Below are 13,059 nucleotides of genomic sequence, written 5' to 3'. Positions count from 1 at the left end.
AGGACCACGACATATGGCGGTAAGCCGCGCAAGCGGCACATCAGGATGAGGGCAGACGGTGGCAACCCGGGCACAGAGCGGGCCAATACCATCGATTAATCGATGGCGAAAATCCCGAAAACTGCGCAATTTCGGCACCTTGGGGCTGGTTCTTCTGGGGCCAGCACTGGCGCTTGCCACCTATCTTGTCATTGGTCCGTTCGATCTGGGTTCGGCCGCGCCGACATTGCGCCTGATCCTATTGGCCGACCTTGTCTATGTGCTGGTCGTGGCCGCACTTGTACTAAGTCAGGTCGGCAGTCTGATCGCGGCGCGACGCGCCAAGTCAGCAGGTTCCCGTTTGCATTTGCGCCTGATCGGCGCGTTCACGCTGCTGGCGCTGGTGCCGACTGTGACCGTGGCGATTTTTGCCGGACTGACCGTGAATATCGGTCTGGAGGGTTGGTTTTCGGATCGTGTGCGCGAAGTTGTCGGGTCGTCGCTCAGTGCGGCCGAAGCGTATGAACAGGAACACCGTCAGGGCCTGACTCAGGACGCGACTGTCTTGGCCCGGTTTTTGGATAATGCCCGGTCTCTGGATTACTACATTTCTGACGCTGAGTTGCGCGAAGTTCTGGCCCAGGGCCAGTCGCAGATCCAGCGTGGCCTGCGTGAAGCTTATGTCATTGACGGTAGCGGCGAAATCCGGGCCCGGGGCGACAGGTCGTACCTGTTCAACTACGAAGAACCCACGGCTGAGCAACTGGCGAACGCGACCCACCGGGGCTTGCTGATCATCGCGGACTGGCAAAACAGCGAATTCAGGGCGCTGGTCCCTCTGCGGGCGTATCTGGACCGTTACCTCTATGTCAGCCGTGACGTGGACGGGCAATTGCTGACGCTTCTGGATGACACCAAGGAAACAGCGCAGTTCTATCAGCAGCTTGAAAGCGAAAGGGGCAGGGTGCTGTTCGAGTTTGGCCTGTTGTATCTGGGTTTCGCGGTGATCCTGATCCTGGCGGCGATGTCGCTGGGCATGTGGTTTGCTGAACGCTTGTCTCGCCCGGTGGGCCGCCTGACCACAGCAGCGCAGCGTGTTGGCGCGGGTGACCTGAGCGTTCAGGTTATTGAAGAGGCCAGCGATGACGAGATCGCGATGCTGGGTCGGTATTTCAACCAGATGACCCGCCAGTTGAAGGGTCAGCGGGACACGTTGCTGGAAAACACCCGTCATATTGAACGCCGTCGTCGACTGTTCGATTCAGTGCTCAGTTCGGTCACCTCGGGGGTTGTCGGAGTTGATCCTGACGGGTGCGTTACATTTGTGAACCGATCCGCCCAGCGTCTGCTGGACTGGTCGCGGGGCGAAGAACTTTTGGCGATCGGTATCGCGGTACCCGAGTTCCTGCCTTTGTTCGAGAACCTTAAGGAAAGCGGGCAAGAGGCTGTTCAGGAAGAGATAAAAGTCACCCGCAAGGGCCAGTTGGAGAATCTTCTGGTCCGCATGGCAACTCGGCGCGGTGAGGATGGCGGGCTGGAAGGTTACGTGGTTGCCTTTGACGACGTGACCGACCTGGTCAGCGCGCAGCGGATGGCAGCCTGGGGCGACGTGGCGCGCCGGATCGCGCATGAGATCAAAAACCCTCTGACCCCGATTCAGTTGAGCGCCGAGAGAATCAAGCGAAAGTTCTCGCGCAAGCTGGACGAGGAGGACAGCAGCAGCCTGGAATCGATGACGGATGTCATTGTCCGGCAGACGAACGACCTGCGGCGCATTGTTGACGAATTCTCGAAGTTCGCTCGCATGCCTGAACCGGAACGGCGCGAGGAAAACATCGTTGATCTGGTGCGCGAGGCTGTTCTGCTCCAGCAGGCCGGGCAGCCGGATGTGCAGATCGATGCAGATCTGCCCAACCGCGCGATTCCGGCGGATGTGGATGCGACGATGTTGAAGCAGGCCCTGACCAACCTTATCAAGAACGCCGGCGAAGCCATTGGAACCTTAAAGGAAAAAGGTGCACCTGAAAACCTCAAGCCGCAGATCAAGGTTAGGGTATCGACAGATGATGCCGGGACACAGATCACCATCGCGGACAACGGAATCGGGCTGCCGGAAGACCGGGCGCGTCTGTTTGAACCCTATGTGACCACCCGCGACGAGGGCACCGGCCTTGGCCTGCCCATCGTGAAGAAGATCATCGAAGAACATGGCGGAGCGCTGACTTTGGAAGACGCGCCCGTATTTGACGGACAGGACCATTTTGGCGCAATGGCCGTGATCCGGTTACCCGGGGGCAGTGTTTCCCCGTCAGTCGCGCCACAGAAGCAGGCTATTAAAACCAACAAACTGAAAGCAGGCCAAAGATGAGCGACATTCTGATCGTAGATGACGAACGCGATATTCGCGAGCTGGTGTCAGACATTCTGGAGGACGAAGGCTATTCAACCCGACTTGCCGGCAATTCGGACGATTGCATGGCGTCGATCAACGCTGAACCTCCGGGTCTTTTGATCCTCGACATCTGGCTCAAGGACAGCCGAATGGACGGGATCGACATCCTGAAAGCGGTAAAGCGCGACAACCCGGACGTGCCCGTTGTGATTATTTCCGGTCACGGGAATATCGAGATTGCCGTGGCAGCCATCAAGCAGGGCGCTTATGACTTTATCGAAAAGCCATTCAACATTGACCAGTTGATGGTGGTGATCCGGCGCGCGATGGAAACCTCGCGTCTGCGTCGCGAAAACGCTTCGCTCAAGCGGAAGGAAGTCAGCTGCTCGGACATGATCGGCAAATCGGCATCGTTCCGTGCGATGCAGGGCCAGTTGGACAAGGTGACGAAGTCCAACGGCCGCGTGATGCTGAGCGGCCCTGCCGGGTCGGGCAAGGAAATCGCGGCACGCTATATCCACGCACATTCCAACCGTGCCAATGCGCCTTTCGTGACCGTGAATTGCGCCGGGGTCGAGCCCGAGCGGATGGAAGAGGTGCTGTTTGGCCGCGAGACATCTGAACGCGGTGTTGAATCAGGCCTGCTTGAGGAAGCCCATGGCGGCGTGATCTTCTTTGATGAGGTCGCCGATATGCCGCTGGGCACGCAATCGAAGATTCTGCGGGTTCTTGTGGATCAGCAGTTTCAGCGGGTTGGCGGAACCGACAAGGTCCGGGTTGATCTACGCGTCATATCTTCGACCAATCGGGACCTGGAGGAAGAAATCACCGCTGAACGGTTCAGGGAAGAGTTGTATCACCGCCTGAACGTTGTTCCGATTGCGGTGCCGTCTCTAGAAGACCGGCGCGAGGACATTCCGGTATTGGCGCAGCACTTTATCGAAATGTGCAACGAAGCGCAGGGCTTGCCCGTTCGCGAATTGTCGGATGAGGCAATTGCACTGCTGCAGACCATGACATGGCCGGGCAATGTGCGTCAGCTCAAAAACCTGATCGAACGTGTGCTGATCCTGGGGGATGGAACCGGCCCGATCGAGGCGCGGGAACTGCCCAACGACGAGGAAAAGGCCGAAGATTCTGGTCGCGTGGTTCTGTCCGGCGCGCTGGCGACTTTGCCGTTACGCGAAGCGCGCGAGGCGTTCGAGCGCGAATATCTTCTGACACAGATCAACCGGTTCGGTGGCAATATCAGCCGCACTGCCAGTTTCGTAGGTATGGAGCGCAGTGCGCTGCACCGCAAACTCAAGTCGCTTGGCGTGGTCACATCGAACAAATCCGGCGCGCGTGTCGCGCAACTGGATGAACCGGAGCCGGCGGAATAACCCGCCGGTTCAGCCGGTGTGGCCCGGCGTTATGATCTGAAACGACCCGTCGTCGAACTTCACGAAACAGGACTCGGTGCTTAGCGGCGGCAGGGTTGTTGTACGGGTCAGCGATACCCGGGATTTCACCGCTTGTTTGCAAGGCGGCAGGCTGACCGGGCGAAAACCTTTCTTGGCCATGCATTGCGCCTCGACAGTGTTGCGCAGGTCCTGATTCACATCAACTGTGTAGACGCGTCCGGGTTCCCACCATCCGGGTGAACGGTAGCAGTGGCCGCGGCCGTCGCAATAGGTGCGCCCTGGCCAATAGACGGGTGGGCTTTGCCGGACCTGGTTGGCGACAGGCACCTCATTCAGGGCCTTTACCTGGCATTGCGTGGTCTCCTGCTGCAATCGCGCCACGCTGGCACCTTCGCGGTAATAGAGTGACAGAGGCCCGCAGGAAGAGAGCAAGAACAAAGGAATAAAGGCGCGTAGCATTGTTTTCATGCGCATATCTTGCCTCACTCCCTGTTCCATGACAATTCAATTGACCGTTTTGGGGGCATCTGTCATTCAAAGATTTCAGGCAGAAGGGCCAGGAACATGAAGGTCATCATTTGCGGTGCGGGTCAGGTCGGCTGGCAAATTGCACGGCACCTTTCGGGCGAACTGAACGACGTGACAGTGGTGGACAACAATCCTGATCTGGTGCGCCGCGCGACCGAAACGCTGGACGTGCAGGGTATCGCAGGCTTCGCCAGCTATCCGGATGTGCTGGAACGGGCCGGAGCCCGCGATGCAGACATGATCATCGCCGCGACCCACTCGGATGAGGTGAACATGGTCACCTGCCAGATGGCGCATTCGGTGTTTTCGATTCCGCGAAAGATCGCTCGTCTTCGGTCCAAATCCTATCTGACAGCGATTCATGCGGACCTGTTTCGCCGGGACCATCTGCCCATCGACGTGGTGATCAGCCCGGAACGCGAGGTCGCCGCTGCCGCCATGCGCCGCCTGTCGGCCCCGGCGGCTTTTGACACCGAGATTTTCATGGATGGCAAGGCGCAGCTGCTGGGCATCCGGGTGGATGAAGACTGTCCGATCATCAACACGCCGCTCAGGCAGCTGACCGACTTGTTTTCGACGCTCAGCTCGATCGTCGTCGGGGTGCGCCGGGATGGCACGCTTTTTGCACCGGAATCCGAGGATCAGCTGTTTGTCGGTGACGAATGCTATGTCTTTACCAACGTCAATGACGTTGAACGCACGATGGAGGTCTTTGGCAAAGCACAAAAGAAACAGGACCGAGTCGTCATTGTGGGTGGCGGCAATGTCGGCCTTGAAGTGGCCCGTACACTGGAGGAACGCGAAAGCCGCGTGCGCGCCAAGATCATCGAACGCGACCGCCGATGCGCCGAACTGGCCGCAGAAGCGCTGGAGCGGACGATTGTTCTGAACGGCGACGGGCTGGATGCGGCATTGCTGCGCGAGGCAGGCATTGAACGGGCCGACGCGATGCTGGCCGTCACGGATGACGACCGTGCCAACCTGTTGGCCGCAGTACGCGCCAAGGCCGAGGGATGCGCGCTGGCGATTGCGCTGATCAATGACCCCAGCATGGTGGCGCTGATGGGGCCTTTGGGGATCGACGCCTATATCAACCCGCGCGCAACCACCGTCAGTTCGATCTTGCGCCATGTCCGTCACGGTCGCGTGCGGCAGGTCTATTCCATCGGCGATGCCGAGGCCGAAGTGATCGAGGCCGAAGTTCTGTCGACCTCTCCCATGGCGGGGCAGAGACTGCGCGACATCGATTTCCCCGAAGGCGTTCTGGTTGGCGCGGTGCGCAAGGGCGACGAGTTGCTGCGCCCGACCGGCAGCCTGCGGATTGATGAAAAGGATGTGGTGGCCATCTTTGCCATGGCCAAGGACGTGCCCGAGGTCGAGCGCTTGATGCAGGTTTCGATCGATTTCTTCTGATGGCACACGCGCGGACACAACGGATCGGGCTTTTGCGGCGTTTGCCGCTGTTTCTGTTGATTTGGGGAATAACCGCGTTCTCGATGTGGGTGCCCGCAGTCTACGCGCTGGTATTGGATGACCACGACACGTCGCGATCGTTCTTCTACTCGGGCCTGCTTGGACTGTTTCTTGTGGCGAGCATCGCGCTGGCCTCGTCCAACAGGATACCTCGGCGCGGCACATTGGGGCAGTTGGCCGTTCTGCTGGGCTGTTTTACCGTTCTGCCCGTGTTTTTGGCGATCCCGTTTCACGATGCGCTTGGCAACACCACCTTCCTGAACGCGTATTTTGATATGGTCAGCGCGATGACCACAACCGGCGCCGACCTGTTTCCGAACCCCGACCGCCTGACTGCGCCGCTGCATCTGTGGCGGGCGTTTGTGGGCTGGATGGGTGGTTTGCTGATGTGGATTTCCGCAGCGGCGATTCTGGCGCCGTTGTCCTTGGGCGGGTTTGAGATTACCGCGCAGGGTCAGCCGGGACGACCGGTTTCCGGTGTTGCGCAAAGCGAAAAGGTTGATCCAAGGGGACGCCTGCTGCGTGTGGCGCGAACCCTGACACCCGTCTATGCAGGGCTGACTGCGGTGGTCTGGATATTGCTGCTGATTGCCGGTGAGGTTGGCCTGACCGCCGTAAGCCACGCGATGTCGGTCATGGCGACCTCCGGCATTTCCCCGGTGGGCGGGATGGAAGGGGCTCAGGCAGGTTTGACCGGTGAGGCGATCCTGTTCCTGTTCCTGTTCTTTGCATTGTCAAGGCTGACGTTTTCGGCAGATACGGCGACCTCGGGCTACTCCCGGCTGGATAAGGACCCCGAATTCCGCATCGGATTGTTGATCGTGGTTGCCGTAGCAGCCCTGCTGTTCTTTCGCGTGCTGGCTGGTGTGAACGAAATCGACGGCCAGATGTCGGTGCTTCAGGGCCTTAAGGTGATATGGGGCATGACATTTACAGCCTTGTCTTTTCTGACAACGGCAGGATTCGAAAGCAGCAACTGGGACGATGCGCAACAGCTTTCGGGGCTGGGAACACCGGGTCTGATCCTGATGGGGCTGGCCCTGATCGGGGGAGGGGTCGCCACCACGGCCGGCGGGGTCAAGCTGTTGCGTGTGTTTGCGCTATACCTCAATGGCGCGCGCGAGATCGACCGGCTGATCTATCCGTCATCGGTCAGCGGCGTTGGCGGCGGGAACCGGCGCATTCAGACCAATGGCGCCTTCATCGCCTGGATCTTCTTGATGATGTTCGCGCTTACGGCGGCGGTGTTCAATCTGTTGCTCGCCGCAATGGGGGCCGGGTTCGAACAGGCAATGGTTCTGACTGTTGCCGCGCTGAGTACGACCGGCCCCTTGATTGAACTGGCAACTGACGTTCCGATCCGGCTGATCGATATGACTGCAGGTGCAAAACTGACGATGTGCGCAGCAATGGTAATCGGCCGGCTTGAAACACTGGCGATCATTGCCTTGATCACCCCGGCCCTTTGGCGGGACTGACGTGGGGTCAGCAAAAGGAATTAGTGCCTGATTTTTAATCTGGAATATCTGTGAACTCCGCTCCATACTCACCCGGAGGGAGCGCGTTGGTCCGCAGCGCGTAGCAAGAACAATGGCGAGATTATAAAAATATGGCTTCGGACAGACAGAATCTTCAGGACGCGTTCCTGAATAATGTACGGAAAGCAAAGGTTCCGGTCACGATTTTCCTGATCAACGGTGTGAAATTGCAGGGTGTGATCACCTGGTTCGACAATTTCTGCGTATTGTTGCGCCGCGACGGACAGTCGCAGCTTGTCTACAAGCACGCGATTTCGACGATCATGCCGTCGCAGCCGATCAGCCTGTATGAGGGCGAAGACGCCTCTTGATGGAACATGAGAGGGCGCGCACCCGGGCCTGGGTGCTGCATCCTGAAATCAAATCAGATGAACAGCGCCGTGTCCCGGGACCGGCGCTGGAAGAAGCGGTGGCACTAGCCGCTGCTTTGCCCGATCTGGATGTGGTCGGGTCGGAAATCGTTCGCCTGCCACGGGCCCAGCCGGGGCTTTTGTTCGGCAGCGGCAAGATCGAAGAACTAGGCGAGCGACTGCACGAGCACGATGTCGAACTGGTTCTGATCGATGGTCTGGTGACGCCGGTTCAGCAACGCAATCTTGAGAAAGCGTGGAAGGTCAAGATCCTTGACCGGACCGGATTGATCCTGGAGATCTTCAGCGATCGGGCACGTACCCGCGAAGGTGTGTTGCAGGTCGAGATGGCCGCGCTCAGCTACCAGCGGACGCGGCTTGTTCGGGCCTGGACCCACCTGGAACGCCAGCGGGGCGGCCTGGGGTTTGTCGGTGGACCCGGCGAAACCCAGATCGAGGCCGACCGGCGTGCGATTGACGAACAGCTTGTGCGCCTGCGCCGCCGGTTGCAGAAGGTGGTCAAGACCCGCACGCTGCACCGCGCCGCGCGGGCCAAGGTTCCGTATCCGATTGTCGCGCTGGTTGGGTATACCAACGCCGGAAAATCGACCCTGTTCAACCGCCTGACGGGTGCGGAAGTCATGGCCAAGGACATGTTGTTCGCTACGCTGGACCCGACCATGCGGCGGGTCGAGTTGCCCGACGGCCCCGAGGTGATCCTGTCGGATACCGTTGGTTTTATCTCGAACCTGCCCACCGAACTGGTCGCCGCATTTCGCGCCACGCTGGAGGAGGTGCTGGGTGCCGATCTGGTCGTGCATGTCCGCGATATCAGCCACGAGGACACTGATGCACAGGCACAGGATGTCGAGGCCATTCTGACCTCGCTGGGGGTCGATGATGAACGGCCCCGGCTGGAGGTCTGGAACAAGATCGACCTGATGACTGACGACGAACGTGAGGCCGCTTTGGCGCGTGCGGAACGTGATGCTTCGATCTTTGCCATCTCGGCGGTGACCGGCGAAGGCGTCGAGGCGCTACTGGCCGAGATTGCAACCAAATTGCAGGGCGTGCGGCACAAGGAAACTTTGACGCTGGGGTTTGCCGATGGCGGCAAGCGCGCGTGGCTGTTTCGGCAGGATGTGGTCCGGTCAGAGCAACAGACCGAGAACGGGTTCGAGATCACGGTACTTTGGACCGCGAAACAAGCGGCGCAATTTGCTGCTCTTTGATCCGGGGTCTGGTTTTGACGAAGGAAGACAGCAAGAAGGTCTATTTGAGTGGGCACATCGCTGTGCCTGCCGACCGGCTTGAACAGGTCCGTGCCGCGCTTTCAGAACATATAGCGCTGACGCGCGCCGAACCCGGTTGTGTCACCTTCGAGGTCGTTGAGGATCCGGACATCCCCGGTCAGTTCAACGTTCATGAGGTTTTTGAGAACCGGGCTGCGTTCGACGCACATCAGGAACGCATGAAAGCCTCGCGCTGGTTCATGGTTACAGAAGGCATTCCACGCAAATATTCGATTATCTCGGAATAACCCGGTCTGGACTTGTGCCTATCGCCCGTCGATTTGACGCTGATAGTCATCGGCGTCGAACCAATCCAGTGAAGACTGGACTTCATGATCGGCCGTCAGTTCCCATTCTTCCCAGCCGCGGGTGACGACATGGTTTCCGGTTTGCGCATGGTGCCCTTCCAGCGTCCAGACAAAAATCGCGTGATTTCCGGCCCAACGCAGCATATCGCACCTGACTTCCAGATCGGGAAATTCTGCGAAAAGGCCAAGCGCCATTTCAGCAATCGCCGCGCGACCTACGATCGGTTCTCCCCGGTTGATTGAAATCTGGCCGTCTGATGCAAAAAAACTGGCTACGACATCTGCGTCGCCCGAACTCCATGCAATCGCATAGTCGCGCGCGAGATTGTTCAGCCTGTCCTGAATACTGGCCATCTGTGCCCCCGGTCCCAAATAGTCCGCCCGCAGATCGTAGGCGAAAACACCCGTTTGCGTCCACGTCCGCGCAAAAAAGGGGCAAGGTCTTGCCGACGCGGGGTATTAACGCGGGATCAGGTGGGTGACACCGACGGCCGCAGCTCGGGCAAGATCGATGTCCAGGGACATTGGCAGATACTCTCCGCGCCGCCACAGCTGCGCCTGATCGTCGTAATAGCGTGACAGAAAATGGCCTGACTGACCCGTGGCGGTAATAAAGACCGAACTGTCCGGGTCGGCGAAGTCATAGACGCCGCGATAGCCTGCGCCATGTACGTTCTGGAACGGGTCGGGCCCTTCGCCCGAGGTTCGGCCGCGCAGCAGAGTGTTGTCTCCGCCGCTGGTCGATTGACGAATGTTCACGAAATAGCGCAGCACCGGAACCGAACCCAGAACCGGGTGGTCATGGGTGGCCTGATGCGCGTCGCCCCAGCGCTGGGATTCCAGGGCGCTGCCGTAATTCTCGGCAATCCAGATCAGAGCATCGTCCAGCGCTAGTCTTGCCATGTCGGTGCAGGTCTCAACCGGCGCACTTTGACGGACGTCACACCAGACCGAGGCCCCGTCGATGTCGCGGTAGACCCTTTCGATGAACAGCGGTTCGACATGTTTGAACTCGCTGGCCAGCGGGCCCAGTTCATCCGCGATCAGCCGGTTTTGCAGCGCGCGCAGCCATGCCGCATAGATCAGCGGTTCCGGCAGATGCTCGTTCATCTCGCCGTTCCACTCGGCCAGTAGGGCTAGAGCGATCTGGCGCTGACGTTCCGCTGTGCCGACGGGGGCGGATTCGCCGGTGAACCACAGGTCCGCTCCAATCAGGGGTAACAGAGACCGGGCGGTGAAACTGACGGTGTCGAGCTGCGCCTCGATAAAGCTGTCGCGGGTGTGCACCTCGCGTGACTGCATCAGGCGTTCCCAGCGATGGACACGCTGAGTGTCGCCCCATTCATACGACACGTGCTGAGGGAAGGGGCGGCCTATGATCTTGTTGTTGGTGTTACCCAGAACGCCACCCCTTGGGGCCACGAACTCTGGGTTGTCGGCATAAGGCATGCGGCCTTGCCAGCGGTTCTCGGCCAGCCAGCCAGGGGTCGGAATGCGGCCCCTGCTTTGGTTGCGCAGGTCGCGTTGTGGCATGGCACCAATCAGCTTCATGGCGATCGTGTCCTTGTCCACCAGTGACAGGTTTTGCGACGGCGAGATGAAATCTTCGGCGGCCGTGATGGCCTGCTGCACCGTATCCGCATTCATCAGCGCCATCGAAGCGGTCATCGACGTGTCACGCGGGCTAAGCGCCGTCCATGCAAGCGAGGCCACATGGCCCGTGGGTGTGATGGCTTCCAGATCGTAGTGAGTGCCGGGCAGCACCGGGCCGTTTTCCGTCCAGCGCAGGGTCAGAGTGATGGGCGGCTGGTCTTTGATCTCGATGATCGACGGGCGGGTCTGGAATGTTTTGTATCCGTCCGGTGTCAGGTATTCTTCGGGGTTTTCCGGGTTCAGTTGTTCGATATGGACATCCTGATCGTCCAGATAAGATGAGGTCAGGCCCCAGCCCAACCGGTCGCTGCGCCCGGTCATGATGGCGGGAATGCCGGGAATACTCGCGCCGATCACGCCGCCTTTGGCCAGCCCCAGCCGTGCCAGATACCACACGCCGGGTGCGGTAAAGCCAAGATGTGGGTCGTTCGCAAGCAGGGTTCCGCCACTGGCAGACCGTGATGGCGCGGCGCTCCAGGCATTCGACGCACCGGCAAGGCCGCGTTTTGGAAAGGGCGAAAGCGGGGTGTCAGGCATCGGCGTTCCGCGCGCGTATCGGGGCATGCCGGGGAACAGGCTGGCATATTCGGGCAATGCGGCGATCCCCGGGCCGGGAACGTCGGGCAGTATGTCCGCCAGTCGGTCCGGGTTATTCAGCATCAGTGAAGTACGTGCGCGCAGCACCTCGTCCTGCAAATGGCCCGACAATTGCAGGCCCATCAGTTTGACTACGGCGATGCTGTCCCCCGGTTGCCAGGGGGAGACCGGGGCGTTGAACAGGAACATCTCGGGTGCGCCGCGCCCAAGGGCCTTGTCGTTGATTTCATTCAGCCGGGCGTTCACGCCAGCGGTGTAGGCTTTCAGCGCGGCTTTGGTGTAGTCGTCCTGAACCTCGACAGAACGATGGGCCAGTCCATAAAGGTCGAGACGGCGCAGCAGCTTGTCGATATTGACAGTTCGGGCACCGAAAATTTCCGACAGACGCCCCTGCGCGGTGCGGCGCATAACGGTCATCTGCCAAAGACGATCCTGCGCATGCACATATCCGAGGCCGAAGAACACATCCGGATCATTTTCGGCCAGAATATGCGGCACGTTTGATGTGTCGCGCACGATTTCAACCGGGCTGGTCAGGCCACTGACCTTAAGGGTCTGATTGTATTCGGGCAAAGACCGGCTGGCGAGAAAATAGACCAGTGCAACCGCCGCCACGGCCAGCAGGACAAGACCCGACGTGATGCGCACCAGCCAGCGAAATACAAGACCCATCCTTGCCCCACAGTTTATTGGTATTCGTTTGCGGCGAGAGTAGTGGAAGGCGGTTCCAACCGAAAGAGGAGCCGAACAACAATTTCCGTTTCGTCAACGCAAAAAACGTAAGCCCCGCCACTGCTGAACGGCACGTGGCGGGGCTCCGCAGGAGGGGGAGTGGCAATCCGGTGTTATGGAATGATACGCGTGTATTTGACGCCTTCGACGGTCGCCCCGAACAGCAGGCCCGCCTGACCAAAGACCGCGGCGATCACAGGCGTGCGCAATGTCGTGGTACTGGCCCCGACGCTGCTGCCTGTTGCATCGACCACATAGCCGATGTCCGCGCCTGCGGTCCAACCGTTGGAGCGGCGGAAGTCGTTCAGCGCGTCTTCGGTCATGAAGAACAGAACATGCGCGTATTGCTGCGCGCCGATCTGCAGCCCGGCTGAGCCTTTGACAGCGGAATAATAGTCGACTGTCGCGCCCTGAACTCGCAATGCGCCCTGGCCAAAACCGCCGCCGAAGATGAACCCGGCTTCGGTGATCAGAGGCATTACAAGCATACCGTTCGCCTTGCTCGCGATCTCGATCGTGTTGGGGTACTTGCTGTACATTTCGTTCAGCGTCGCATCGACACGGGCGTCGATGGTCGCTGCGTTGGTGTTGCCGACGCCGTTGCCGCAGGCGGCGGTAAGCGTCAGCCCGGCCATGCCAAGTGCAAAGCCGCGACGACCCAGTCGGGGGGAATTGGAACTGCTCATGTTTCCTGTCTCTGTAATAAGTGCCTGATATGTCGGGTATTCCCGATCTTGTGTGCAAGAATACGCCGATTGCGCCCGGCTGTCACGGGAAAGCTGCGGGTCAGGGGCCTTCAATCGGCGAAAAATTG

At 59.6% G+C, this 13,059-nt stretch carries 11 protein-coding genes; 7 read left to right on the top strand and 4 right to left on the bottom strand.

Going from position 1 to position 13,059, the window contains the following annotated elements; all coding sequences use genetic code 11:
• Positions 1-58 precede the first annotated feature (58 nt).
• On the top strand, positions 59-2,347 hold the full coding sequence (locus ACR0CG_RS00610; protein WP_480522394.1) for a sensor histidine kinase NtrY-like: 2,289 nt from the start codon (positions 59-61) through the stop codon (positions 2,345-2,347).
• Entirely contained in the window at positions 2,344-3,753 is a 1,410-nt protein-coding gene (ntrX, locus tag ACR0CG_RS00605) for a nitrogen assimilation response regulator NtrX (protein WP_170610749.1), read from the top strand. The genes ACR0CG_RS00610 and ntrX overlap by 4 nt, the downstream gene beginning before the upstream one ends.
• Positions 3,754-3,762: 9 nt before the next feature.
• Here ntrX and ACR0CG_RS00600 read toward each other — a convergent pair whose 3' ends face one another.
• Positions 3,763-4,242 (bottom strand): hypothetical protein, encoded by a 480-nt coding sequence (locus ACR0CG_RS00600; RefSeq protein ID WP_170619163.1) that lies wholly within the window; start codon positions 4,240-4,242, stop codon positions 3,763-3,765.
• A gap of 96 nt (positions 4,243-4,338) precedes the next feature.
• On the opposite strand from ACR0CG_RS00600, the gene trkA reads away from it, so the two are divergent.
• From trkA to ACR0CG_RS00575, 5 genes are all read left to right on the top strand, one after another.
• A complete protein-coding gene (gene trkA, locus ACR0CG_RS00595) occupies positions 4,339-5,715 on the top strand; it encodes a Trk system potassium transporter TrkA (protein ID WP_480522393.1) in 1,377 nt (458 codons plus the stop codon).
• The gene (locus tag ACR0CG_RS00590; RefSeq protein WP_170610757.1) at positions 5,715-7,253 is read left to right on the top strand and encodes a TrkH family potassium uptake protein; all 1,539 of its coding nucleotides are present in this window, start codon (positions 5,715-5,717) and stop codon (positions 7,251-7,253) included. The genes trkA and ACR0CG_RS00590 overlap by 1 nt, the downstream gene beginning before the upstream one ends.
• A gap of 131 nt (positions 7,254-7,384) precedes the next feature.
• Positions 7,385-7,624: an RNA chaperone Hfq gene (gene hfq, locus ACR0CG_RS00585; protein WP_010440340.1), complete on the top strand. Its 240-nt coding sequence runs from the start codon at positions 7,385-7,387 to the stop codon at positions 7,622-7,624.
• Positions 7,624-8,895: a GTPase HflX gene (gene hflX, locus ACR0CG_RS00580; protein WP_480522392.1), complete on the top strand. Its 1,272-nt coding sequence runs from the start codon at positions 7,624-7,626 to the stop codon at positions 8,893-8,895. Before hfq ends, hflX begins: the two co-directional genes overlap by 1 nt.
• Before the next feature lie 14 nt (positions 8,896-8,909).
• Positions 8,910-9,203 (top strand): putative quinol monooxygenase, encoded by a 294-nt coding sequence (locus ACR0CG_RS00575; RefSeq protein WP_480522391.1) that lies wholly within the window; start codon positions 8,910-8,912, stop codon positions 9,201-9,203.
• 18 nt (positions 9,204-9,221) lie between these two features.
• Here the strand turns inward: ACR0CG_RS00575 and ACR0CG_RS00570 are convergent, their stop codons facing one another.
• The 3 genes from ACR0CG_RS00570 to ACR0CG_RS00560 form a co-directional block, all read right to left on the bottom strand.
• Positions 9,222-9,617 (bottom strand): SgcJ/EcaC family oxidoreductase, encoded by a 396-nt coding sequence (locus ACR0CG_RS00570; protein ID WP_480522390.1) that lies wholly within the window; start codon positions 9,615-9,617, stop codon positions 9,222-9,224.
• A gap of 105 nt (positions 9,618-9,722) precedes the next feature.
• Positions 9,723-12,185 (bottom strand): penicillin acylase family protein, encoded by a 2,463-nt coding sequence (locus ACR0CG_RS00565; protein ID WP_480522389.1) that lies wholly within the window; start codon positions 12,183-12,185, stop codon positions 9,723-9,725.
• A 173-nt stretch (positions 12,186-12,358) separates the two neighbouring features.
• Entirely contained in the window at positions 12,359-12,931 is a 573-nt protein-coding gene (locus tag ACR0CG_RS00560) for a lipid-binding SYLF domain-containing protein (RefSeq protein WP_480522388.1), read from the bottom strand.
• Between the last annotated feature and the right edge of the window lie 128 nt (positions 12,932-13,059).

Source organism: Ruegeria sp. AB8 (assembly GCF_056542605.1).
Note: the sequence above shows the minus strand (reverse complement) of the source record. Positions and strands in the feature narration are given on the sequence as shown.